Genomic DNA, 22,104 nt, shown 5'->3' on the forward strand with positions numbered 1-22,104 from the left:
TGGAGAGCGCTGGACGATCTTTTACCAGCGGCAAAAGCGATGCGCTGGAGACAGATTCCAGGCTTTTCATCCGGATTGCAGCTTGCTACATCAGCCTCTGGCGCGGCTTCACAGAAAAAAGAATTGCCTCAGCCAAGCGGCAAACGCTGCGCCACCTCCCCAAGCCGTGTATACTGTGCAGGAAATCGACTCCGCTCTTTACTCAATTCAAGATAACCATGGCTCAAGGCACGCTTTATATTGTTTCCGCCCCTAGCGGCGCGGGTAAATCCAGCCTGATTCAGGCGCTGTTAAAGACACAACCGCTGTACGATACGCAGGTGTCTATTTCGCATACCACCCGTGGCGTGCGTCCCGGTGAAGCTCATGGTGAGCACTACTTTTTCGTCTCTAAGGGCGAATTCGAAACCATGATTGCAGCAGACGACTTCCTCGAACATGCGGAAGTGTTTGGCAATTATTACGGTACGTCACGCGCTGCGATTGAGCAGGTGCTGGCGACCGGCGTTGACGTCTTCCTGGATATCGACTGGCAGGGCGCGCAGCAAATTCGCAAGAAAATGCCGGCCGCACGCAGCATCTTTGTGCTGCCGCCTTCTACCGAAGAGTTGGATCGCCGCCTGCGTGGTCGCGGTCAGGACAGCGAAGAGGTGATTGCCCGTCGTATGCAACAGGCCGTGGCGGAAATGAGCCACTACGCCGAGTACGACTATTTAATTGTTAATGATGATTTTGATCTGGCGCTGTCAGATCTCAAAACCATTATCCGCGCAGAACGTCTGCGTATGGGTCGCCAAAAATCGCGACATGATGCTTTAATCAGCAAACTATTGGCAGTCTGAATTCACTTTCAGTATTATGCCCAGTCATTTCTTCATCATCTGTGGAGTAGCACACCTATGGCACGCGTAACCGTTCAGGACGCAGTAGAGAAAGTTGGTAACCGTTTTGACCTGGTGTTGGTCGCTGCACGTCGTGCACGTCAGATGCAGGTAGGCGGTAAAGATGCGCTGGTTCCAGAAGAGAACGATAAGCCGACCGTTATCGCCCTGCGCGAAATTGAAGAAGGTCTGATCACGACCCAGATTCTGGATGTGCGTGATCGTCAGGAACAGCATGAGCAGGAAGCCGCTGAGTTACAAGCCGTTACCGCTATCGCTGAAGGTCGTCGTTAATAGCACGCGGCAGGTCGCCCTTGTATCTGTTTGAAAGCCTCAATCAACTGATTGAAAAATACTTGCCTGAGGAGCAAATCAAGCGCCTCAAGCAAGCTTATCTCGTCGCGCGTGATGCCCACGAGGGACAAACACGCTCCAGCGGTGAGCCTTACATCACCCATCCTGTTGCGGTTGCCTGCATTCTGGCCGAGATGAAACTCGACCATGAAACGCTAATGGCAGCGCTGCTGCATGATGTGATTGAAGATACGCCCGCCACCTACCAGGATATGGAACAGCTGTTTGGTAAAAGCGTTGCCGAACTGGTGGAAGGCGTATCCAAGCTCGATAAGCTGAAGTTCCGCGATAAGAAAGAAGCGCAGGCTGAAAACTTCCGCAAAATGATCATGGCGATGGTGCAGGATATTCGCGTCATCTTGATCAAACTGGCTGACCGCACGCACAACATGCGCACGCTCGGCGCGTTACGCCCGGATAAAAAACGTCGTATCGCGCTGGAAACGCTGGAGATTTACAGTCCTCTGGCGCACCGCCTGGGTATTCATCACCTGAAAACAGAACTGGAAGAGCTCGGCTTTGAAGCGCTCTACCCGAACCGTTTCCGCGTGATCAAAGAGGTGGTGAAAGCGGCGCGCGGTAACCGTAAAGAGATGATTCAGAAGATCCTCGCTGAAATCGATGGTCGCTTACAGGAAGCAGGCATTCCCTGTCGCGTAAGTGGGCGTGAGAAGCATCTCTACTCGATCTACCGCAAAATGCACCTGAAAGAGCAGCGTTTTCACTCGATCATGGATATCTATGCCTTCCGCGTTATCGTGAAAGATTTGGATACCTGTTATCGCGTGCTCGGCCAGATGCACAGCTTGTATAAACCGCGTCCCGGACGCGTGAAAGATTACATCGCTATTCCCAAGGCCAACGGCTATCAATCGCTGCACACGTCAATGATTGGCCCGCACGGCGTGCCGGTTGAAGTGCAGATCCGTACCGAAGATATGGATCAGATGGCTGAAATGGGGGTGGCTGCACACTGGGCTTATAAAGAGACCGGTGAAATCAGCGGCACCACCGCGCAAATTCGCGCTCAGCGCTGGCTGCAAAGCCTGCTTGAGCTGCAGCAAAGCGCCGGTAGCTCGTTTGAATTTATTGAAAGCGTGAAATCCGATCTCTTCCCGGATGAGATCTATGTGTTCACGCCGGAAGGCCGCATTGTCGAATTACCGGCTGGCGCTACGCCGGTTGATTTCGCCTATGCGGTGCATACCGATATTGGTCATGCCTGCGTCGGCGCACGCGTCGATCGCCAGCCTTATCCGCTGTCACAATCGCTAGCCAGCGGCCAAACCATTGAAATTATAACGGCTCCAGGCGCACGACCGAACGCCGCCTGGCTTAATTTTGTCGTGAGTTCTAAAGCGCGCGCTAAAATTCGTCAGCTGTTGAAAAACCTCAAGCGTGAAGACTCCGTAAACCTTGGTCGTCGCCTGTTGAGCCACGCGCTCGGCGGCAGCAAGAAACTGGCGGAGATTCCGGCCGAGAACATTCAGCATGAGCTGGAGCGCATGAAGCTGACCGCCATTGATGATTTGCTGGCGGAAATTGGTCTGGGTAACGCCATGAGCGTGGTGGTAGCGAAGAATCTGTTGCAGTCTGGCAGTGAAGAGCCACAAAAAAACAGCAAACGCAAAAAGCTGCCGATCAAAGGCGCGGATGGCGTGCTGATTACCTTTGCCAAGTGCTGCCGTCCCATTCCCGGCGACCCGATTGTCGCGCACGTCAGTCCCGGCAAGGGATTGGTGGTGCATCACGAATCCTGCCGTAACATTCGCGGCTACCAAAAAGAGCCTGAAAAGTTCATGCCGGTAGAGTGGGATAAAGTGACCGATCAGGAATTTGTCGCCGAAATTAAAGTCGACATGTTCAACCATCAGGGCGCGCTGGCCAACCTGACGGCGGCAATCAATACTGCCGGTTCCAATATTCAGAGCCTGAATACCGAAGAGCGTGATGGTCGCGTATACAGCGCCTTTATCCGCCTCACCGCGAACGATCGCGTCCATCTGGCGAATATTATGCGCAAAATCCGCGTAATGCCGGACGTGATTAAAGTTCACCGAAATCGTAACTAGTCCATGAACGCTCAACGCTTTGCTCGTATTCAGGAGATGCTGGCCCTGCGCCAGCACGACCTCACCGTCTGCATGGAACAGGTGCATAAGCCGCATAACGTTTCAGCGGTAATCCGTACCGCCGATGCGGTCGGCATCCACGAAGTGCACGCCGTGTGGCCCAGCGTGCGTATGCGCACTATGGTGTCCGCTTCGGCTGGCAGCAACAGCTGGGTGAAGGTGAAAACCCATCGTCATATTGCCGAAGCGGTGCGTCATCTGAAAGAGAGCGGCATGCAGGTGCTGGCGACCAATCTGTCGGCCAAAGCGGTGGATTTTCGCGAGATCGATTACACCTTGCCGACCTGCATTCTCATGGGTCAGGAAAAAACCGGGATTACCGCAGAAGCGTTGGCATTGGCCGATCAGGACATCATTGTGCCGATGGTGGGCATGGTGCAGTCGCTCAACGTCTCAGTGGCGTCCGCGTTGATTCTGTATGAAGCGCAGCGTCAACGACAGAACGCGGGGATGTATCAGCGCACCTACAGCCTGCTGGATGAAGACGAGCAGCAGCGTTTGCTGTTTGAAGGCGGCTATCCGGTGCTGGCGCGCGTGGCAAAGCAGAAAGGCCTGCCTTATCCCCGCATCAATGCCCAGGGCGAGGTGGAAGCCGACGCTAATTGGTGGGCCACCATGCAATCGACGGGTAAAAAATGAAAGGCCGTCTGCTGGATGCCATCCCGCTCAGTACCCTGACCGGCGTCGGCGCCAGTCAGTCGAGCAAACTGGCCAAACTTGGCCTGTTCACCATTCAGGATTTGCTGCTGCACCTGCCACTTCGCTACGAAGATCGCACCCAACTTTATAAAATTAATGATCTGCTGCCGGGCGTTTATGCCACGGTGGAAGGCGAAGTACTGAGCAGCGAAATCAGCTTTGGTCGCCGCCGCATGCTGGTTTGCAATATCAGCGATGGCAGCGGCATGCTCACCATGCGCTTCTTTAATTTCAATGCCGGAATGAAAAACAGCCTGTCACCGGGCCGCCGCGTTACCGCCTATGGCGAGATTAAACGCGGCCAGCGCGGTGCGGAAATCATTCATCCCGAGTATCGCGTACAGGGAGAACAAGGCGGCGTTGAGCTGCAGGAAACGCTGACGCCGGTGTATCCCACCACCGAAGGCATTCGCCAGGCCACGCTGCGCAATCTTACCGACCAGGCGTTGACGCTGCTGGAGAGTTGTCCGATTGCCGAGCTGCTGCCCGCTGAACTGAGCGGCGGGTTGATTAGCCTGCCGGATGCACTGCGCACGCTGCATCGCCCACCGCCGGATTTACGTCTGAGCGAGCTGGAAACTGGCCGCCATCCGGCCCAGAAGCGTTTAATTCTGGAAGAGCTGCTGGCACATAACCTCAGCATGCTGGCGGTGCGCGCGGGTGCGCAGCGCCATCATGCGCTGCCGATGACGGCGCGCCATGAACTGGTTAATCAGCTGCTCGCGGCGCTGCCCTTCTCACCAACCGGTGCGCAAAACCGCGTGGTGGCAGAAATCGAAAAGGATCTGGCCAACGATTTTCCGATGATGCGTTTGGTGCAGGGCGATGTGGGTTCCGGCAAAACGCTGGTGGCCGCGCTGGCGGCGCTAAATGTCATCGCGCACGGCAAACAGGTGGCGTTGATGGCACCGACCGAACTGCTGGCCGAACAGCACGCCAACAATTTCCGCCAGTGGTTTGCGCCGCTGGGCATCGAAGTAGGCTGGCTAGCGGGCAAGCAGAAAGGCAAAGCGCGCGAAGCGCAGCAGGAAGCGATTGCCAGCGGCCAGGTTGCGATGGTGGTTGGCACCCATGCCCTGTTCCAGGAACAGGTGAAATTCAACGGCATGGCGCTGGTGATCATTGATGAGCAGCACCGCTTTGGCGTGCATCAGCGTTTAGCGCTGTGGGAAAAGGGCGAGGAACAGGGCTTCCATCCGCACCAGTTGATTATGACCGCAACACCGATCCCCCGCACGCTGGCGATGACCGCTTACGCCGATCTCGATACCTCGACCATCGATGAATTACCGCCTGGACGTACGCCGGTGACCACGGTGGCAATTCCCGACAGCCGTCGTAGCGAGATCATCACGCGCGTGCAGAGCGCCTGCCACGAAGGGCGCCAGGCTTATTGGGTCTGTACGCTGATTGAAGAGTCGGAAGTGCTGGAAGCGCAGGCGGCGGAAGCCACCTGGGAAGAGCTGAAAGTGGCGCTCCCCGATTTGCAGGTGGGCCTGGTGCACGGCCGCATGAAGCCAGCCGAAAAGCAGGCGGTGATGGCAGCGTTTAAAGCCAATGAAATCCAGCTGTTAATCGCTACCACCGTGATTGAAGTGGGCGTGGATGTGCCGAATGCCAGCCTGATGATTATCGAAAACCCGGAACGTCTCGGTCTTGCACAGCTGCACCAGCTGCGCGGTCGCGTGGGCCGTGGCGCGGTCGCCTCGCATTGCGTGCTGCTGTACAAAGCACCGCTAAGCAAAACCGCCCAAAAGCGCTTGCAGGTGCTGCGCGATAGCAATGACGGCTTTGTAATTGCCCAGCACGATTTAGAGATTCGCGGTCCGGGTGAGATGCTTGGTACGCGGCAAACCGGAAACGCCGAGTTTAAAGTGGCCGATTTGCTGCGCGATCAGGGGATGATCCCTGAAGTTCAGCGCGTGGCGCGCCATATCCACCAGCATTATCCTGAGCAGGCGCAGGCGCTGATTGAGCGCTGGCTGCCGGAAACCGAACGCTACAGCAACGCTTAATCCGTGGTTTTGCGGTTATCGATGGCGATGAAATCCCCAACAAATTTTTGCAGCAAACGCGCCAGCTCGGCGCGTTCTTCATCCTGCCAGTTGGCAAACAGGTTCTGATAAATCTGCGCACGCGCCGCATCGATTTTATCTGTCATTGCCTTTCCCGCTGCGGTAATAATCGCTTCGTTTACCCGTTTATCTTTGGCATTTTTCTGCCGCTGCGCCAGTCCTGACTCTTCCAGCTTTGCCACCTGACGACTGACGGTGGTGTAATCCCGCCCGACACGCTCCGCCAGTTCTACCACGCCAATCGGCCCAAAACGCCCAATCTGGATGAGCAGCGGAAACAGCGCGCGATCGAGCTGAATATTGGATTCTTTTATCAATAATTCATCACGTTGCGGCCGGTTGAAGGTGCCGACAATCATTAGCAGCGCATTATGCAGATCATCAAATGCTGCACTATTATGTGTATTTTGCACACTTTCCATTGACGTTATCCCGAGGTAAGCCTAATGTGTGCATATTACACATATTATCCAGTTAACTGAAGGTGAAAGCATGAAAGCAGCATTTGTTTCCGCAGCCGGTGAACAGCCGGTGTACGGTGATTTCCCTGAACCGCAGGCCGATGACAGCCATGTGGTCGTCACGGTGAAAGCCGCCGCGGTCAGCCAACTGGCAAAAGCACGCGCCGCTGGCACCCATTACAGCGCAACAACACAGTACCCCTTTATTACCGGCATTGATGGCACCGGCACGCTGAGCAATGGCGATCCGGTTTATTTCCTCGCTTTCAATTCGCCGTGGGGCAGCATGGCGGAAAGAACCTTAGTACCCGCTGACAGCATCGTTGCGCTGCCCGCAACGCTTGATCCGGTGCTGGCCGCAGCGCTGGCTAATCCGGGCATGTCATCCTGGGCGGCACTCACCCGCCGCGCACAGCTGCGTGCCGGCGAGACCGTATTGATCAATGGCGCCACCGGTACTTCGGGCGGTTTAGCGGTGCGTATTGCGCAGCATCTGGGAGCCGGAAAAATTATTGCCACCGGCCGTAACCGCGCAGCCCTCGATCAGCTGCGGGCGCAGGGCGCCGACATCACCTTAACGCTGGATGAATTATCAGGCGCGTTACCGGCGCTGATGAAGGAAGGCATTGATGTGGTGCTGGATTATCTGTGGGGCCAGAGCGCGCTCGATATCATGCAGGCGGCGGTTGCGGGCGGTGAAAAAACAGTGCGCTTTGTGCAAATCGGTTCACTGAGCGGCCAGGAAATCACGCTGCACAGCAAACTGCTGCGCTCATCCGGACTGACGTTGATGGGTAGCGGTTTGGGTAGCGTATCCGATAAAGAACTGATCGCCTGCATCAGTGAAATGCTGGCCGCCGCCGCAGAGAGTGATTTTTCCATCCCGTTCCAAATGCGTCCATTAAATGAAGTGGCGCAGGCGTGGCAGGAAGATGATAGCCGCTGCCGCACCGTGTTTACGCTCTAGATCAACGGAAGTAAAAAGGGGCATTGCAAACGATTGCTTTCACAACGCAACCGTTTAAAATCGCCCCTTTGTTGTAATTGAGAACGTCCACCATGTCCGTCAACACCACTGAATCATCTCAGCCTGCCAGCGCTGCAAGCCCAAAAAGTGAACTGATTTACCGCCTCGAAGATCGCCCACCGCTGCCGCAAACCCTGTTTGCTGCCTGTCAGCATCTGCTGGCGATGTTTGTCGCGGTGATTACGCCCGCACTGCTCATCTGCCAGGCGCTGGGTTTACCGGCGCAGGATACACAGCACATTATCAGCATGTCGCTGTTTGCTTCTGGCGTGGCCTCGATTCTGCAAATCAAAACCTGGGGACCGGTCGGTTCCGGCTTGTTGTCGATTCAGGGCACCAGCTTTAACTTCGTGACCCCGCTGATCATGGGCGGGATGGCGCTGAAAAATGGCGGCGTTGATGTACCGACCATGATGGCCGCGCTGTTCGGCACCTTGATGGTGGCATCCTGTACCGAAATGGTGCTGTCACGCGTATTGCATCTGGCGCGTCGTATTATTACGCCGCTGGTTTCCGGCATTGTGGTGATGATTATCGGCCTGTCACTGATTCAGGTCGGTTTGACTTCGATTGGTGGCGGCTTTGCTGCAATGAGCGATCACACCTTCGGCGCACCGAAAAACTTACTGCTGGCTGCGGCGGTGCTGGTGGTGATTATCCTGCTCAATCGTCAGCGCAATGCCTATCTGCGCGTCGCCTCATTGGTGATCGCGATGGCGGTGGGTTATGCGCTGGCCTGGGCGCTGGATATGCTGCCCGCTACAACTGCGCCAACCAATCAACCGCTGATTGCGGTACCTTCACCGCTCTATTATGGCCTTGGCTTTGACTGGAATCTGCTGATCCCGCTGATGCTGGTGTTTATGGTGACGTCGCTGGAAACCATCGGCGATATCACGGCAACCTCTGATGTTTCCGAGCAGCCGGTAAGCGGCCCGCTGTATATGAAGCGCCTGAAAGGCGGCGTGTTGGCCAACGGCCTCAACTCGTTTGTTTCTGCGCTCTTCAATACCTTTCCGAACTCCTGTTTCGGCCAGAATAACGGCGTGATTCAGCTGACGGGCGTTGCCAGCCGCTATGTCGGTTTTGTGGTGGCGCTGATGCTGATCGTGCTGGGTCTGTTCCCGGCAGTGAGCGGATTTGTGCAGCACATTCCAGAACCGGTGCTGGGCGGTGCGACCATTGTGATGTTCGGGACCATCGCCGCATCCGGTGTGCGTATCGTTTCACGCGAGCCACTTAACCGTCGCGCCATCATGATTATCGCGCTATCGCTGGCGGTAGGTCTGGGTGTTTCTCAGCAGCCGCTGATTCTGCAATTTGCCCCCGATTGGCTGAAAACCCTGCTCTCATCTGGCATTGCAGCCGGTGGTATTACCGCCATTGTATTGAACCTGATCTTCCCGCAAGAAAAGTAAAGCACCAGGCAGGCTTCGGCCTGCCTGATATTTATCCGCTTTTACATCCAGGCTGTTGAGGTGTAACGGTAATTCAGGCATAACAACCACTCACCGGATAAATATCGGGATGGATGAGTGCGATGAAATTTTTAGGCAAGTTTTTCCTTAGCTTACTGCTGCTGATTCTGCTGGCGCTGGTTGTGCTGTATGTGTTGCTGCAAACACAATGGGGCGCTGGCTGGTTTAGCCGTTGGGTTAGCGATAAAACCGCCTGGCATCTCTCTCTCAGCAAGATTGAGCACGACTTTACCTCCCCTTCGCACATCATCCTCGACGATTTCAGCTTTGGTCATGATGGCCAGCCCGCGGTATTAGTGGCAAAGCGCGTCGACCTTGGCCTTGCGCTGGTGCAGTTCAGCGATCCGCTGCATTTCAACAGCATTGAAGTGCGCGACGGTGAGATCAATCTCGCCAATCAAGCGCCCGATACCACGCTACCAATGCAGGCTAATCGCCTGCAGCTGAACAATGTGCGTATTGAGAATCCGCATAGCACCATGCCGATGACCGCTCAGCGCGTGAACGGCGGTCTTCTGCCGTGGAAGCCGCTGCCTAATGACGTGCTGGGCAGCGATGCGCAGTTCCAGATCAGTGCCGGAACCCTGACGCTGGATGGCGTACCGGGCAACAATGTGTTGCTGCAGGGCAGCATTAAGCAACGTCGTCTGGTATTGAGTAATATTGGTGCCGATTTAGCGCGCGGTTCTATGACCGGCAACGCCGAGCGTGATGCGCAAGGCAACTGGAAGATTGACCAGCTGCGCCTCAACGATATCCGCCTGCAAACCCATCAAAGCCTGAGCGACTTCCTCAATCCGCTGCGCGATGTACCTTCGGTGAGCATCAATCGTCTGGATATGACCGATGCGCGCCTGCAAGGGCCTGACTGGGCAGTCACCGACCTTGATTTGACGCTGAAAAACGTTACCTGGCGCGGTGATGACTGGCAAAGCGAGGGCGGTTCAATTTCGATGAATGCCGGGAATTTTATCAACGGTGGATTTGAATTGAACGATCCTATCGTTAATGCCGATCTTTCAGCACAGGGCATCGCATTGACGCAGTTTAGCTCACGCTGGGTCAATGGCGTGATTCGCGCCAGCGGGAGCTGGACGCGCAGCGATAAGCGTTTGACGCTGGATGAACTGGCAATTGCTGGGCTGGAATACACTCTGCCACAAAACTGGCGTGAACGCTGGCAGGAGACTTTACCGAGCTGGCTGGATAGCGTGCTGGTAACGCGCGCCACTGCTAACCGTAACCTGATAATCGATATCAATCCCACCTTCCCCTTCCAGATGACGTCGCTGGATGGCAGTGCAGATAATCTGCTGCTAGCACGCCAGCATCAATGGGGAATCTGGAGCGGCAAAGCCAGCTTCAATGCGGCCGAAGCCACCTTTAATCGCACCGATTTGCGCCACCCTTCCATTGCGCTGAATGCCAATGATCAACAGATTCAGGTCACTGAACTGAGCGCCTTTAACGGCAGCGGCTTACTGGAAGGGACAGCAACGGTGGGCCAGGATGTGCAACGTCCGCTGACGCTGAATCTGAAAGGTCAGGCGGTGCCGGCAAACGTGCTGGGGAATTGGGGTTGGCCAACGCAGCTGAGCGGCAACAGTAATTTGCAGCTGCAACTGAAAGGCTCGCTGAATGCCAGCGCGCCGCTTCGCCAGAGCGTGGATGGCACCTTGTCGGTGACCACCGATGCACAAGCGGTGCAGCAGACGATGCGTGGCGGGCAGGTTCAATAGATTAAAAACCAGGTCGCCATGAATGGCGACCCTACGATTATATCGCTGGGTTTTCGTAGGATGCGCATTCATGCGCCTCTGCATAAATAAGCAATTTATTGCTTAAATTAGCGGTGTTAAGCCATGAATGGCAACCCTACGATTATATCGCTGGGTTTTCGTAGGGTGCGCATTCATGCGCACCTGCATAAATAGGCAATTTTTTGCTTAAGTGAGCGGTATTAAGCCATGCGTGGCGATAATACGATGCTAGTTAATACGCGCCCCAGAGCCGCCTTCTTCCAGCGAGCCGTCAGAATCAGCCGGCAGCACGATATACACGCCTTCAAACACCGCGCCTAACTCCTCGTCACCGAACAATTCGACTTCCATCTGTACACGCGCTTTACGACCACGCGCCAGACGATCGAGATCGCCACTCAGCGAGCCAAGATCGGCAATCGCCCCCGGACGACCGCTGATGGGCTTGCTATAGCGGATATGCGCATCCGCCAGAATGATGGTCCCGCCAAGATGACGCTCGCGCAGCAGCAGCCAAATTAAGCCCCAACCGGTGAGCGTGGCGAGAGAAAAAAGGCTACCCGCAAAGAGCGTATGGTGAGGATTCTGGTTGCCCGCTTCAGGCATAGTGGTCACAAATTTCTGCCCGGTATATTGCAGAATGCGCACGCCCATTTTTTCACTCAGCGGGATGTGCTCGTACCACGCTTGCTGCAGCTGCCCGCACCAATCTGCACGATGCAGAATATCGTCGAGCGTGACTACCGGTTTGATCATCAGGAAGTGGCGCACCGGCGTGGTTTGCGGCGCAGTGATTTCGCCCTGGTTGACGTAGCCCAGCTTGGCAAAGAATTCGACGGCGTCTTCGCGCGCGCTACAGGTGACGCGTTTGGCGCCTTCCTGACGCGCGACCGACTCCAGCGTCATCGCCACCAGCGTGCCCAGGCCTTTACCCTGTACGGAAGGATGCACTGCAAGGAAGCGAATCGCCGCTTCGTTTTCCGCGTTGATGTACAGACGGCCCACCGCGACGGGTTTGCCCTGCTCATCCACCACCATTTGATGATGCGCCAGCGCATCCCAGGCATCACGCTCAGAACCCTGCGGCTGACGCAGCGGCTTTCGTAACATTTCCCAACGGAACTGGTAATACATATCCAGCTCTTCCGCCGTTTGCGGTACGCGAAGATGATACATAAAGTGATTCTCTCGTTCGGAGCTTGCGTGGCTAAGTCCTTGCCGCTCGGCTGTTAACCTCACACCTGTAACCAGAAGGTCACCGGACCGTCGTTTACTAACGAAACCTGCATATTGGCGGCAAAACGCCCATTTGCGGTGGTCACACCCTGTGTTCGGCAGCAATCGCTGAAGTAATCATAGAGACGCTCGGCTTCCGCCGGTTCTGCACCACCCGAGAAGGAGGGACGCATACCTTTATTCGTATCAGCGGCAAGGGTGAATTGCGACACCACCAGCACGCTGCCGCCGGCCTGCTGTACGTTGAGATTCATTTTGTCATTCTCATCCGCAAAGATGCGGTAGCCGAGAACGCGTTCGGTCAAACGCTGCGCCTTTTGCTCGTCGTCGCCCTTTTCCACACCCAACAGCACCAATAACCCATTGCCAATTTCACCCACTGTCGCGTCATCAACGCTGACACTGGCGCGACTGACGCGCTGAATCAAAGCAATCATGTTTCCTCTCGTTCTCTTTCGCGTTCCTGCTGTTTTAACTGGCGATAGTCATCCAGCGTGACGGTGATTTCTGCGCCTAACAACACAATACACCACGACCAGTAAACCCAAAGGAACAGAATCGGGATGACCGCCAGAACGCCGTAAATTAACTGGTAAGAAGGGAACATCGTAACATAGAGCGCAAAGCCTTTTTTGCCCAGCTCGAACAGCAAACCGGCAACGATGGCGCCGATCAGCGCATCGCGCGTGGGAACGCGCCGCGTCGGCACAATGCTATACAGCAGCCAGAAGGCGAGGATAGAAAGAAACAGCGGGAAAATACGCAGCAGCTGATCGACCAGGCTGGTGACGCCGGTGACGTTCACCCAGCGCAGCGACAGCAGATAGGAGCTCAGGGCTAAGCTGGCGCCCGCTAATAGCGGACCCAGCGTTAGTATCATCCAGTACACAGCAAAGGAGTAGACCATGGGGCGCGGCTTATCGCTGCGCCAGATGGTGTTTAGCGCGCTATCCACCGAATGCATCAGCAGTAGCGCCGTGACAATCAATCCGACAATACCGACCGCCGTCATTTTGTTGACGTTGGCAACGAACTGGTCGAGATAGCGCTGAATGACGTCGCCCGTCGCCGGTATAAAGTTGGTGAAAATGAAGTTTTTCAGCTGCACGCTGATATCCGAGAACATCGGAAAGGCGGCGAACAGCGCAAAAACCACGGCAATGAGCGGCACCAACGCCAGCAATGAAACGTAGGCCAGATTACCCGCCTGCGTCGTCATGTTGTCTTCGTCAATGCGGCGCCACAGCAGTTTAATCCACAGAAAAAAGGCATGCGCCGAGTGGCGCAGTTGTCTTGGCTTTAGCACTCAGAGACGACCCGCAAACCAATCCGGCACGGTTTTCTCATCGACCACCAGCACGCTCTCAATGCCCAGCGCACGCGCCGCGTCAATGTTGGCCTGATTATCATCGAAGAATACTGCCTGATCGGCCTGGTAACCTTCGTGCTGGAGTACATAGTTATAGATGCGCGCTTCCGGCTTACGCATGCCGATATCCTGCGACATATAAAGATGATCGGCCGCCTGCTGAACATCAGGATAGTGGGTTGGCCAGAATTCGAAGTGCAGCTGGTTGGTGTTCGACAGGATCACCACGCGCTCGCCATTGGCACGCAGCTTGTTCATGATCGCCAGCGTTTCCGGGCGCACGCCGACGAATACCGCCTGCCAGCCTGCCGTAAATTGCGGGTAGCTCAGGGCGATATCCAGCTGATCGCAAATGCGTGCCGCGAATTCAGGATCGCTGATTTCGCCACGTTCGTGTTTCTCAAAAGCCTCATCCATGCGGAAACGACTTTGCAGCGTTGCCAACGGCACCCGCCCTAAATCGCTCCAGACGCCGAGCACACGATTAAAATCGATATCAACAATCACATTGCCTAAATCAAAAATGTACAGCATGACGCCTCTCCTTTATGTTCCCTGGATCGTTAACTCTAGCGGTAAAAGCGTGAGCTGAACAGGGATGAGAGGCGGGAAATCAGCATTCTGGAAGCGAAGGCAAAGTTCATCAGGCGAGCGTTGCAGCGGATTGCAGGCATAAAAAAGCCCCGCAGTGCGGGGCTCAATATCAGACTGATTCGCTTAGTCTTTGCTGCCACGAGAAGAACGCTTACGATCGTTCTCGGTCAGGTGACGTTTACGAATACGTACTGACAGCGGAGTCACTTCTACCAGTTCGTCATCATCGATGAACTCGATAGCCTGCTCCAGCGTCATTTTCTGCGGTGGAACCAGAGTGGTTGCTTCGTCAGTACCTGACGCACGCATGTTGGTCAGTTTCTTACCGGTCAGACAGTTTACTGTCAGGTCGTTAGAACGGCTGTGAATACCGATGATCTGGCCTTCATACACTTCCGCACCGTGACCCAGGAACAGCTTACCGCGATCCTGCAGACCGAACAGGGCGAACGCTACCGCTTTACCCTGACCGTTCGAGATCAGTACGCCGTTCTGACGCTGACCCACTTCGCCCGGACGCACGTCGTCGTAGTGGCTGAAGGTGGAGTACAGCAGACCGGTACCAGAAGTCATGGTCATGAATTCGTTACGGAAGCCGATCAGGCCACGGCTTGGGATCATGTAGTCGAGACGTACACGGCCTTTGCCATCAGGATCCATATTTTTCAGATCGCCTTTACGCTCACCCATTGCCTGCATCACAGAACCCTGATGGGTCTCTTCGATGTCGAGGGTGACGTTTTCGAATGGCTCCTGCTTACGGCCTTCATGCTCACGGAAGATAACTTTCGGACGGGATACCGCCAGCTCGAAACCTTCACGACGCATGTTTTCGATCAGCACCGACAAGTGCAGCTCACCACGACCTGACACGCGGAACGCATCAGAATCTTCGGTTTCTTCAACGCGCAGTGCCACGTTGTGTACCAGCTCTTTATTCAGACGCTCCAGGATCTGGCGCGACGTCACGAACTTACCTTCTTTACCGCAGAACGGCGAGGTGTTGACGTTGAAGAACATGGTTACGGTTGGTTCATCGACGCTCAGGGCCGGCAGCGCTTCCACATTCTGCGTGTCGCAGATGGTGTCAGAGATGTTCAGCTCGCCCAGGCCGGTAATAGCGATGATATCGCCCGCTTCCGCCAGGGTGCTTTCGATACGTTCCAGACCCAAATGGCCCAGTACTTTACCGACTTTACCGTTACGGGTTTTGCCTTCGCTATCAATGATAGTGACCTGCTGGTTCGGCTTAACGGTACCGCGCTTGATGCGGCCGATGCCGATCACGCCCAGATAGTTGTTGTAGTCCAGCTGCGAGATCTGCATCTGCAGTGGCGCTTCAACTTCAACCTGAGGTGGAGAAACGTGGTCGACGATCGCCTGATACAGCGGGGTCATGTCGTCAGCCATGTCGGTGTGTTCCAGACCCGCGATACCATTCAACGCCGAAGCGAAGATGATCGGGAAGTCCAGCTGCTCGTCAGTCGCATCCAGGTTAACGAACAGGTCAAATACCTGATCAACAACCCAGTCAGGACGCGCGCCCGGACGGTCAACTTTGTTGATAACCACAATCGGCTTCAAACCATGAGCAAATGCTTTCTTGGTTACGAAGCGGGTTTGCGGCATAGGGCCATCCATCGCATCTACAACCAGCAGCACCGAATCCACCATGGACATGACGCGCTCCACTTCACCACCGAAGTCGGCGTGTCCTGGGGTATCAACGATGTTGATACGGTAATCATTCCATTTGATGGCGGTGTTTTTTGCGAGGATGGTAATCCCACGCTCTTTCTCCAAATCGTTGGAGTCCATTACGCGCTCAGTCGCTTCGGTACGAGCATCAAAAGTACCGGACTGTTGTAGCAGCTTGTCAACCAGGGTGGTCTTACCATGGTCAACGTGCGCGATGATGGCGATGTTACGCAAATTTTCGATCACAGCTTTGCCTCAGGCATTATAGAAATAACGCGGTATTGTACACGGATTAAGCGGAAGACTGAACATGATCACAGATTTCGCCGAAAGTTTCTCGTAGCGCTGGTTTTTAGCACCATTTACGGTGCATTAATCTGCACTGCGGTGGCGTTTTGCACCAATTTGGTGCTTATCTTCATCCGTGTTGCACCACAACAATGCAGGAAATCCATCCTGGTGCAGCCTTCGACTCACGAAAGCGCGCATTGTAGCGCCATTTTCGCCATTGTCATAAAGTTGGCACAGAATTCGCTTTATCTATTTCAAGCGATAACGACAGTTATAAAACGGTTGAAAGAGCTTGCCGAGATCTTTGGTTAGGAGTGGTCAGCAGTAGTGGCGCATTCCCGGCAACGAAGTTCTCTCACCATGACGATAATGACCATTTCCAGGAGAGTTGAGTATGTCCGCTGAACACGTTCTCTCGATGATGAACGAGCATGAAGTTAAGTTTGTTGACCTGCGTTTTACCGATACCAAAGGTAAAGAACAGCACGTTACTATCCCTGCTCACCAGGTTAACGCTGACTTCTTCGAAGAAGGCAAAATGTTCGATGGCTCCTCCATCGGTGGCTGGAAAGGCATTAACGAATCAGACATGGTGCTGATGCCGGATGCAACCACTGCAGTGATGGATCCGTTCTTCGAAGACTCGACCCTGATCATCCGTTGCGACATCCTTGAGCCAGGCACACTGCAGGGCTACGATCGTGACCCGCGCTCCATTGCTAAGCGTGCAGAAGAGTTCCTGCGTTCTTCCGGCATCGCGGATACCGTGCTGTTTGGACCAGAGCCAGAGTTCTTCCTGTTCGATGATATCCGTTTCGGTTCTTCTACTTCAGGTTCACACGTTGCTATCGATGATATCGAAGCCGCATGGAACACCGGTAAAGAGTACGAAGGCGGTAACAAAGGTCACCGTCCAGGTCTGAAAGGCGGTTACTTCCCAGTGCCACCGGTTGACTCCGCGCAGGACATCCGTTCTGCCATGTGTCTGACCATGGAGCAAATGGGCCTGGTGGTTGAAGCACATCACCACGAAGTCGCCACTGCTGGTCAGAACGAAGTGGCAACCCGCTTCAACACCATGACCAAAAAAGCGGACGAAATTCAGATCTACAAATATGTGGTGCACAACGTTGCTCACGCGTACGGCAAAACGGCAACCTTCATGCCTAAGCCAATGTTCGGCGATAACGGTTCTGGTATGCACTGCCACATGTCCCTGTCAAAAGGCGGCGTGAACCTGTTCTCTGGCGACAAGTACGGCGGCCTGTCTGAAACTGCTCTGTTCTACATCGGCGGTATCATCAAGCACGCTAAAGCGATCAACGCCCTGGCAAACCCAACCACCAACTCATACAAGCGTCTGGTCCCAGGCTACGAAGCACCGGTTATGCTGGCTTACTCTGCCCGTAACCGTTCTGCTTCTATCCGTATCCCAGTGGTTGCTAGCCCGAAAGCACGCCGTATCGAAGCACGCTTCCCGGATCCAGCGGCTAACCCATACCTGGCCTTCACCGCGCTGCTGATGGCGGGTCTTGATGGTGTTATCAACAAGATCCACCCTGGCGATGCGATGGACAAAAACCTGTATGACCTGCCACCGGAAGAAGAAGCTGAGATTCCAAAAGTTGCAGGTTCTCTGGAAGAAGCACTGAACGCACTGAACGAAGACCGCGAGTTCCTGACCCGTGGCGGCGTGTTCACTGATGACGCCATCGATGCTTACATCGAACTGCGTAAAGCCGACAATGACCGCGTGCGTATGACTCCGCACCCCGTTGAGTTCGAGCTGTACTACAGCGTTTAATCAGCATTAAAGATTCGCGGACTTTGCATCGCCGCAAGGCGGCAATCGAGAGGATCCCGGGGAGCTGAGATAACTCAGTGACTCGGGGGAACGAGTGCAGCCAACGCAGCGGGGTGTAAAAGACGCCGAAGATTTTATATTGCCGTGGAAACTTTAGCCCATCTCCGGATGGGCTTTTTTCTCCGCGTATTCATGGTTCGAAGCACAGATTTCCGTCCTGTAAGGCTATAATGCACTAAATTAGTGCAGAGGAACGCTGTATGGCAACTGGCACGCTGCCCGACGCGGGGCAGATTCTCAACTCCCTAATCAACAGTATTTTGCTGGTCGATAACGATTTAGTTATCCATTACGCCAATCCGGCGGCTCAGCAATTACTGGCGCAAAGCTCACGTAAATTGTTCGGCACGCCATTACCGGAATTAACCGGCTATTTTTCGCTGAATATTGAGGTGATGAGCGAGAGTCTCGGGGCTGGCCAGGGCTTTACCGATAGCGAAGTCACCTTAGTGGTGGATGGCCGCGCGCACATTATGTCGCTGACGGCACAGCGTTTACCGGATGGCTTTATTCTGCTGGAAATGGCGCCGATGGATAATCAACGTCGTCTTAGCCAGGAACAAATTCAGCATGCTCAGCAGGTTGCTGCCCGCGACTTAGTCCGCGGTCTGGCGCATGAAATAAAAAACCCGCTGGGGGGATTACGTGGTGCCGCGCAACTGCTTACCCGCGCATTGCCCGATCCTTCGCTGCATGAGTACACGCGCATCATCATTGAGCAAGCCGACCGACTGCGTAATCTGGTCGATCGCCTGTTAGGCCCGCAACAGCCAGGTCTGCACGTGACGCAAAGTATTCATCAGGTGGCGGAGCGCGTGGTGAATCTGGTGTCGATGGAGCTGCCGGATAATGTTTCGCTGGTACGTGATTACGACCCAAGCCTGCCGGAACTGCCGCACGATCCCGACCAGATTGAACAGGTGCTGTTAAACGTGGTGCGCAATGCGCTGCAAGCCTTAGGTGATGAAGGTGGCACCATCGTGATTCGCACGCGTACCGCCTTCCAGCTCACGCTGCACGGCACGCGTTATCGTCTGGTCGCACGCATTGATATTGAAGATGATGGCCCAGGCATTCCGGCCCAGCTACAAGATACGCTGTTCTATCCGATGGTGAGCGGACGCGAAGGTGGCACCGGCTTAGGTCTCTCCATCGCCCGTAGCCTGATCGATCAGCATTCAGGAAAAATAGAATTTAACAGTTGGCCAGGTCACACCGAATTCTCGGTTTACCTGCCTATTCGCCAGTGAGGTTTGTATGCAACGAGGGATAGTCTGGATCGTCGATGACGATAGCTCCATCCGCTGGGTGCTTGAACGAGCGCTCACTGGAGCCGGTTTGAGCTGTGCAACCTTTGACAGCGCTAACGAGGTATTGGACGCGCTCGCAAGCAAAACCCCAGACGTATTATTGTCAGATATTCGTATGCCTGGCATGGATGGTCTTGCGCTGCTGAAACAGATTAAACAGCGCCATCCGATGCTGCCGGTCATCATTATGACCGCGCACTCCGATCTGGACGCGGCGGTTAGCGCTTATCAGCAAGGGGCGTTTGATTACCTGCCAAAGCCGTTTGATATTGATGAAGCGGTGGCGTTGGTTGAACGTGCGATTAGCCATTATCAGGAACAGCAGCAGCCGCGTAATCAACCCGTTAGCGGCCCAACCACCGATATCATCGGCGAAGCGCCGGCAATGCAGGATGTGTTCCGCATCATTGGTCGCCTTTCGCGCTCTTCCATTAGCGTGCTGATCAACGGGGAATCCGGTACCGGTAAAGAGTTGGTCGCGCATGCGCTGCATCGTCATAGTCCACGCGCGAAGTCTCCTTTTATCGCGCTGAACATGGCGGCGATTCCTAAAGATTTGATCGAATCTGAGCTGTTTGGTCACGAGAAAGGCGCATTTACCGGCGCGAACCAGATTCGTCAGGGACGTTTTGAGCAGGCTGATGGCGGCACGCTGTTCCTCGACGAAATTGGTGATATGCCGCTCGACGTGCAAACCCGATTATTGCGCGTCTTGGCCGATGGCCAGTTTTATCGTGTGGGCGGCTATGCGCCGGTGAAAGTGGACGTGCGCATCATCGCGGCAACCCACCAGAACCTTGAATTGCGCGTGCAGGAAGGCAAATTCCGTGAAGACTTGTTCCATCGTCTTAACGTGATTCGCGTTCATCTGCCACCGTTGCGTGAACGTCGTGAAGATATTCCGCGCCTGGCGCGCTACTTCCTGCAGGTTGCTGCACGTGAGTTGGGCGTGGAAGCAAAGATTCTGCATCCGGAAACCGAAACCGCGCTGACACGTCTGCATTGGTCCGGTAACGTGCGCCAGTTGGAAAACACCTGTCGCTGGTTAACCGTAATGGCGGCGGGCCAGGAAGTGTTGATTCAGGATCTGCCGCCTGAACTGTTTGAATCCAGCACGCCGGACAATCCAGTGCAGTCGCTGCCGGATAGCTGGGCCACGCTGCTGGCGCAGTGGGCCGATCGCGCCTTGCGTTCCGGTCATCAAAACCTGTTGTCCGAAGCGCAGCCGGAGATGGAGCGAACGCTGCTCACCACCGCGCTGCGTCACACGCAGGGGCATAAACAGGAAGCAGCGCGTCTGCTCGGCTGGGGACGTAATACCCTGACGCGCAAGTTGAAAGAGCTGGGAATGGAATAACGCAGAAGTTTGCGTTTTGAAGCAGGGGAGCACATTGCTCCCCTGTTTTTATATCACTCGCGAAAACTGCTGCATGCGCGCTTTTTGCCGCATATATACATCGAAGCACATACAGATGTTACGAATCAGCAATCGCCCCACGCCAGTAACGCGCAGGCTGCGACCGCGCTGCTCCAGTAAACCATCGGCCACCAGCGGCGCTAACAGCGCCAAATCCTCGGCAAAATACGCTTCAAATGCCACCGGGTATTGCGCCTCTATCGCCGCAAAATCCAGTGCGAAGTTGCAGATTAATGACTTAATCACATCCCGGCGCAGACAGTCATCATCGCTGAGCGTCAGTCCGCGCCACAGCGCATCACCGCGCTGCTCGACGTCCGCGTAATACGCCTTCAGCTCTTTATGATTTTGCGCATAGCCGTCGCCCAGCATGCTGATTGCTGACACGCCCAATCCCAGCAGATCGGTTTCGCCCTGCGTCGTGTAGCCCTGAAAGTTACGATGCAACTCGCCGGCGCGTTGTGCGACCGCCAGCTCATCATCCGGACGCGCGAAGTGATCCATGCCGATGAACTGATAACCTTCGCCGGTTAAGGTGGTGATGGTTTCCTGCAGGATTTGCAGTTTCTGCGCCGCGCCCGGCAGCTCATCATCTTTAATTTTGCGCTGTGCAGCGAACAAGGTTGGCATGTGCGCATAGTTGAAAACGCTGAGGCGATCGGGATTGAGTGCAATCACGCGCTGTAAGGTAAACGCGAAGCTTTCCGGCGTTTGCAGCGGCAGACCATAAATCAGATCAAGGCTAACCGAACGAAAACCCTGTTCACGCGCGCGCTGCACCAGCGCGAAGATGGTCTCTTCATCCTGAACGCGATTGACGCGCTCCTGCACCGCTTTATTGAAGTCCTGCACGCCCATGCTGAGGCGATTGAAACCTTCTGCCCGCAGATGATCGATCATCTCCAGCTCAATTTCGCGCGGATCAACCTCGATCGACATTTCGATATCATCGGCCAGCGTAAAATGATCGCGTAGCAGCGCCACCAGCCGGCTCACCTGCTGCGTGTTAAGGAATGTTGGTGTGCCACCGCCCCAGTGCAATTGGGTGACCAGCCGCCCAGTAAACAGCGGTGCGCGCTGGCGGATTTCCTGCTCCAGCACGTCCAGATAGCGATCGGCTTTATGCAGCTGACGCGTCACAATTTTATTGCAGCCACAGAAGTAGCAAAGACGATGGCAAAACGGGATATGCACATACAGCGATAATGGACGATCGGGATAGCGCTCAACCGCCTGCTGGAAATCTCCCTCACTAAAGTTCTCACTGAACTCCAGCGCAGTGGGATAAGAGGTATAACGCGGGCCCGCGTAATTATATTTTTCGATGAGGCTCTGGTCCCAATCAATCTGCGGCGATGACATGCTCACTCCTTACGGTGACGTCGTCTGAGAGAGGGTCGCGTAGCAGAAGAGTGGACGAAGCGATGGGCTGAACGCCGACGTAAACGCGACTTCAGA

The 22,104-nt window shown here is 55.0% G+C and carries 18 protein-coding genes; 11 read left to right on the forward strand and 7 right to left on the reverse strand.

Annotated elements, in window-relative coordinates; genetic code table 11:
• The first annotated feature begins 218 nt into the window (after positions 1 to 218).
• Genes gmk through recG form a run of 5 tightly spaced genes read left to right on the forward strand, consistent with a single transcriptional unit; the run spans position 219 to position 6,081 of the window.
• On the forward strand, positions 219 to 842 hold the full coding sequence (gene gmk, locus AC07WB_RS19255) for a guanylate kinase (protein ID WP_097095555.1): 624 nt from the start codon (positions 219 to 221) through the stop codon (positions 840 to 842).
• Positions 843 to 899: 57 nt separating this feature from the next.
• The gene (rpoZ, locus tag AC07WB_RS19260) at positions 900 to 1,175 is read left to right on the forward strand and encodes a DNA-directed RNA polymerase subunit omega (protein ID WP_007885265.1); all 276 of its coding nucleotides are present in this window, start codon (positions 900 to 902) and stop codon (positions 1,173 to 1,175) included.
• A 20-nt stretch (positions 1,176 to 1,195) separates the two neighbouring features.
• Entirely contained in the window at positions 1,196 to 3,307 is a 2,112-nt protein-coding gene (gene spoT / locus AC07WB_RS19265; RefSeq protein ID WP_097095554.1) for a bifunctional GTP diphosphokinase/guanosine-3',5'-bis pyrophosphate 3'-pyrophosphohydrolase, read from the forward strand.
• A 3-nt stretch (positions 3,308 to 3,310) separates the two neighbouring features.
• Complete coding sequence (gene trmH / locus AC07WB_RS19270) at positions 3,311 to 4,006, forward strand: tRNA (guanosine(18)-2'-O)-methyltransferase TrmH (RefSeq protein ID WP_097095553.1); 696 nt, start codon at positions 3,311 to 3,313, stop codon at positions 4,004 to 4,006.
• A complete protein-coding gene (gene recG, locus AC07WB_RS19275; RefSeq protein ID WP_097095552.1) occupies positions 4,003 to 6,081 on the forward strand; it encodes an ATP-dependent DNA helicase RecG in 2,079 nt (692 codons plus the stop codon). Before trmH ends, recG begins: the two co-directional genes overlap by 4 nt.
• Here recG and AC07WB_RS19280 read toward each other — a convergent pair.
• Positions 6,078 to 6,563: a MarR family winged helix-turn-helix transcriptional regulator gene (locus AC07WB_RS19280; RefSeq protein ID WP_494941031.1), complete on the reverse strand. Its 486-nt coding sequence runs from the start codon at positions 6,561 to 6,563 to the stop codon at positions 6,078 to 6,080. The two genes, recG and AC07WB_RS19280, sit on opposite strands and share 4 nt — an antisense overlap.
• A 70-nt stretch (positions 6,564 to 6,633) precedes the next feature.
• On the opposite strand from AC07WB_RS19280, the gene AC07WB_RS19285 reads away from it, so the two are divergent.
• The 3 genes from AC07WB_RS19285 (at position 6,634) to AC07WB_RS19295 (ending at position 10,846) form a co-directional block, all read left to right on the forward strand.
• Complete coding sequence (locus tag AC07WB_RS19285) at positions 6,634 to 7,569, forward strand: quinone oxidoreductase family protein (RefSeq protein ID WP_494941032.1); 936 nt, start codon at positions 6,634 to 6,636, stop codon at positions 7,567 to 7,569.
• Between the two features lie 92 nt (positions 7,570 to 7,661).
• Positions 7,662 to 9,047, forward strand: a complete 1,386-nt coding sequence (locus AC07WB_RS19290) for a nucleobase:cation symporter-2 family protein (RefSeq protein WP_494941033.1) — start codon at positions 7,662 to 7,664, stop codon at positions 9,045 to 9,047.
• Between the two features lie 122 nt (positions 9,048 to 9,169).
• Positions 9,170 to 10,846, forward strand: coding sequence for an AsmA family protein (locus AC07WB_RS19295; protein ID WP_097095548.1), 1,677 nt, complete (start codon positions 9,170 to 9,172; stop codon positions 10,844 to 10,846).
• Positions 10,847 to 11,095: 249 nt separating this feature from the next.
• Here AC07WB_RS19295 and fabY read toward each other — a convergent pair whose 3' ends face one another.
• From fabY to typA, 5 genes are all read right to left on the reverse strand, one after another.
• Complete coding sequence (gene fabY / locus AC07WB_RS19300) at positions 11,096 to 12,043, reverse strand: fatty acid biosynthesis protein FabY (RefSeq protein ID WP_007885253.1); 948 nt, start codon at positions 12,041 to 12,043, stop codon at positions 11,096 to 11,098.
• A 59-nt stretch (positions 12,044 to 12,102) separates the two neighbouring features.
• On the reverse strand, positions 12,103 to 12,540 hold the full coding sequence (gene dtd, locus AC07WB_RS19305; RefSeq protein ID WP_097095547.1) for a D-aminoacyl-tRNA deacylase: 438 nt from the start codon (positions 12,538 to 12,540) through the stop codon (positions 12,103 to 12,105).
• Positions 12,537 to 13,409 carry a virulence factor BrkB family protein gene (locus AC07WB_RS19310; RefSeq protein WP_097095546.1) on the reverse strand — a complete coding sequence of 291 codons (873 nt, stop codon included), beginning with the start codon at positions 13,407 to 13,409 and terminating at the stop codon, positions 12,537 to 12,539. The genes dtd and AC07WB_RS19310 overlap by 4 nt, the downstream gene beginning before the upstream one ends.
• The gene (gene yihX, locus AC07WB_RS19315; protein ID WP_097095545.1) at positions 13,410 to 14,006 is read right to left on the reverse strand and encodes a glucose-1-phosphatase; all 597 of its coding nucleotides are present in this window, start codon (positions 14,004 to 14,006) and stop codon (positions 13,410 to 13,412) included.
• Between the two features lie 183 nt (positions 14,007 to 14,189).
• Complete coding sequence (typA, locus tag AC07WB_RS19320) at positions 14,190 to 16,010, reverse strand: ribosome-dependent GTPase TypA (RefSeq protein WP_097095544.1); 1,821 nt, start codon at positions 16,008 to 16,010, stop codon at positions 14,190 to 14,192.
• 439 nt (positions 16,011 to 16,449) lie between these two features.
• Here typA and glnA point away from each other — a divergent pair, with 439 nt between their 5' ends.
• The 3 genes from glnA to glnG all read left to right on the forward strand — a co-directional run bounded on the left by glnA (position 16,450) and on the right by glnG (position 20,586).
• Positions 16,450 to 17,859: a glutamate--ammonia ligase gene (gene glnA, locus AC07WB_RS19325; RefSeq protein WP_097095542.1), complete on the forward strand. Its 1,410-nt coding sequence runs from the start codon at positions 16,450 to 16,452 to the stop codon at positions 17,857 to 17,859.
• A gap of 260 nt (positions 17,860 to 18,119) precedes the next feature.
• Entirely contained in the window at positions 18,120 to 19,169 is a 1,050-nt protein-coding gene (glnL, locus tag AC07WB_RS19330; protein WP_008109798.1) for a nitrogen regulation protein NR(II), read from the forward strand.
• 7 nt (positions 19,170 to 19,176) lie between these two features.
• Positions 19,177 to 20,586, forward strand: a complete 1,410-nt coding sequence (gene glnG / locus AC07WB_RS19335) for a nitrogen regulation protein NR(I) (RefSeq protein ID WP_008109800.1) — start codon at positions 19,177 to 19,179, stop codon at positions 20,584 to 20,586.
• 48 nt (positions 20,587 to 20,634) lie between these two features.
• Here glnG and hemN read toward each other — a convergent pair whose 3' ends face one another.
• Entirely contained in the window at positions 20,635 to 22,008 is a 1,374-nt protein-coding gene (hemN, locus tag AC07WB_RS19340) for an oxygen-independent coproporphyrinogen III oxidase (protein ID WP_494941034.1), read from the reverse strand.
• Positions 22,009 to 22,104 lie beyond the last annotated feature (96 nt).

It is taken from the genome of Pantoea sp. GW821-FHT03E06 (genome assembly GCF_059420725.1).

What these genes read in the sequence shown, in the direction of transcription:
- gmk (WP_097095555.1), top strand. Translation starts at nt 219, where the DNA reads ATGGCTCAAGGCACGCTTTATATTGTTTCCGCCCCTAGCGGCGCGGGT.
- rpoZ (WP_007885265.1), top strand. Translation starts at nt 900, where the DNA reads ATGGCACGCGTAACCGTTCAGGACGCAGTAGAGAAAGTTGGTAACCGT.
- trmH (WP_097095553.1), top strand. Translation starts at nt 3,311, where the DNA reads ATGAACGCTCAACGCTTTGCTCGTATTCAGGAGATGCTGGCCCTGCGC.
- recG (WP_097095552.1), top strand. Translation starts at nt 4,003, where the DNA reads ATGAAAGGCCGTCTGCTGGATGCCATCCCGCTCAGTACCCTGACCGGC.
- AC07WB_RS19280 (WP_494941031.1), bottom strand. Translation starts at nt 6,563, where the DNA reads ATGGAAAGTGTGCAAAATACACATAATAGTGCAGCATTTGATGATCTG.
- AC07WB_RS19285 (WP_494941032.1), top strand. Translation starts at nt 6,634, where the DNA reads ATGAAAGCAGCATTTGTTTCCGCAGCCGGTGAACAGCCGGTGTACGGT.
- AC07WB_RS19290 (WP_494941033.1), top strand. Translation starts at nt 7,662, where the DNA reads ATGTCCGTCAACACCACTGAATCATCTCAGCCTGCCAGCGCTGCAAGC.
- AC07WB_RS19295 (WP_097095548.1), top strand. Translation starts at nt 9,170, where the DNA reads ATGAAATTTTTAGGCAAGTTTTTCCTTAGCTTACTGCTGCTGATTCTG.
- fabY (WP_007885253.1), bottom strand. Translation starts at nt 12,043, where the DNA reads ATGTATCATCTTCGCGTACCGCAAACGGCGGAAGAGCTGGATATGTAT.
- dtd (WP_097095547.1), bottom strand. Translation starts at nt 12,540, where the DNA reads ATGATTGCTTTGATTCAGCGCGTCAGTCGCGCCAGTGTCAGCGTTGAT.
- yihX (WP_097095545.1), bottom strand. Translation starts at nt 14,006, where the DNA reads ATGCTGTACATTTTTGATTTAGGCAATGTGATTGTTGATATCGATTTT.
- glnA (WP_097095542.1), top strand. Translation starts at nt 16,450, where the DNA reads ATGTCCGCTGAACACGTTCTCTCGATGATGAACGAGCATGAAGTTAAG.
- glnL (WP_008109798.1), top strand. Translation starts at nt 18,120, where the DNA reads ATGGCAACTGGCACGCTGCCCGACGCGGGGCAGATTCTCAACTCCCTA.
- glnG (WP_008109800.1), top strand. Translation starts at nt 19,177, where the DNA reads ATGCAACGAGGGATAGTCTGGATCGTCGATGACGATAGCTCCATCCGC.
- hemN (WP_494941034.1), bottom strand. Translation starts at nt 22,008, where the DNA reads ATGTCATCGCCGCAGATTGATTGGGACCAGAGCCTCATCGAAAAATAT.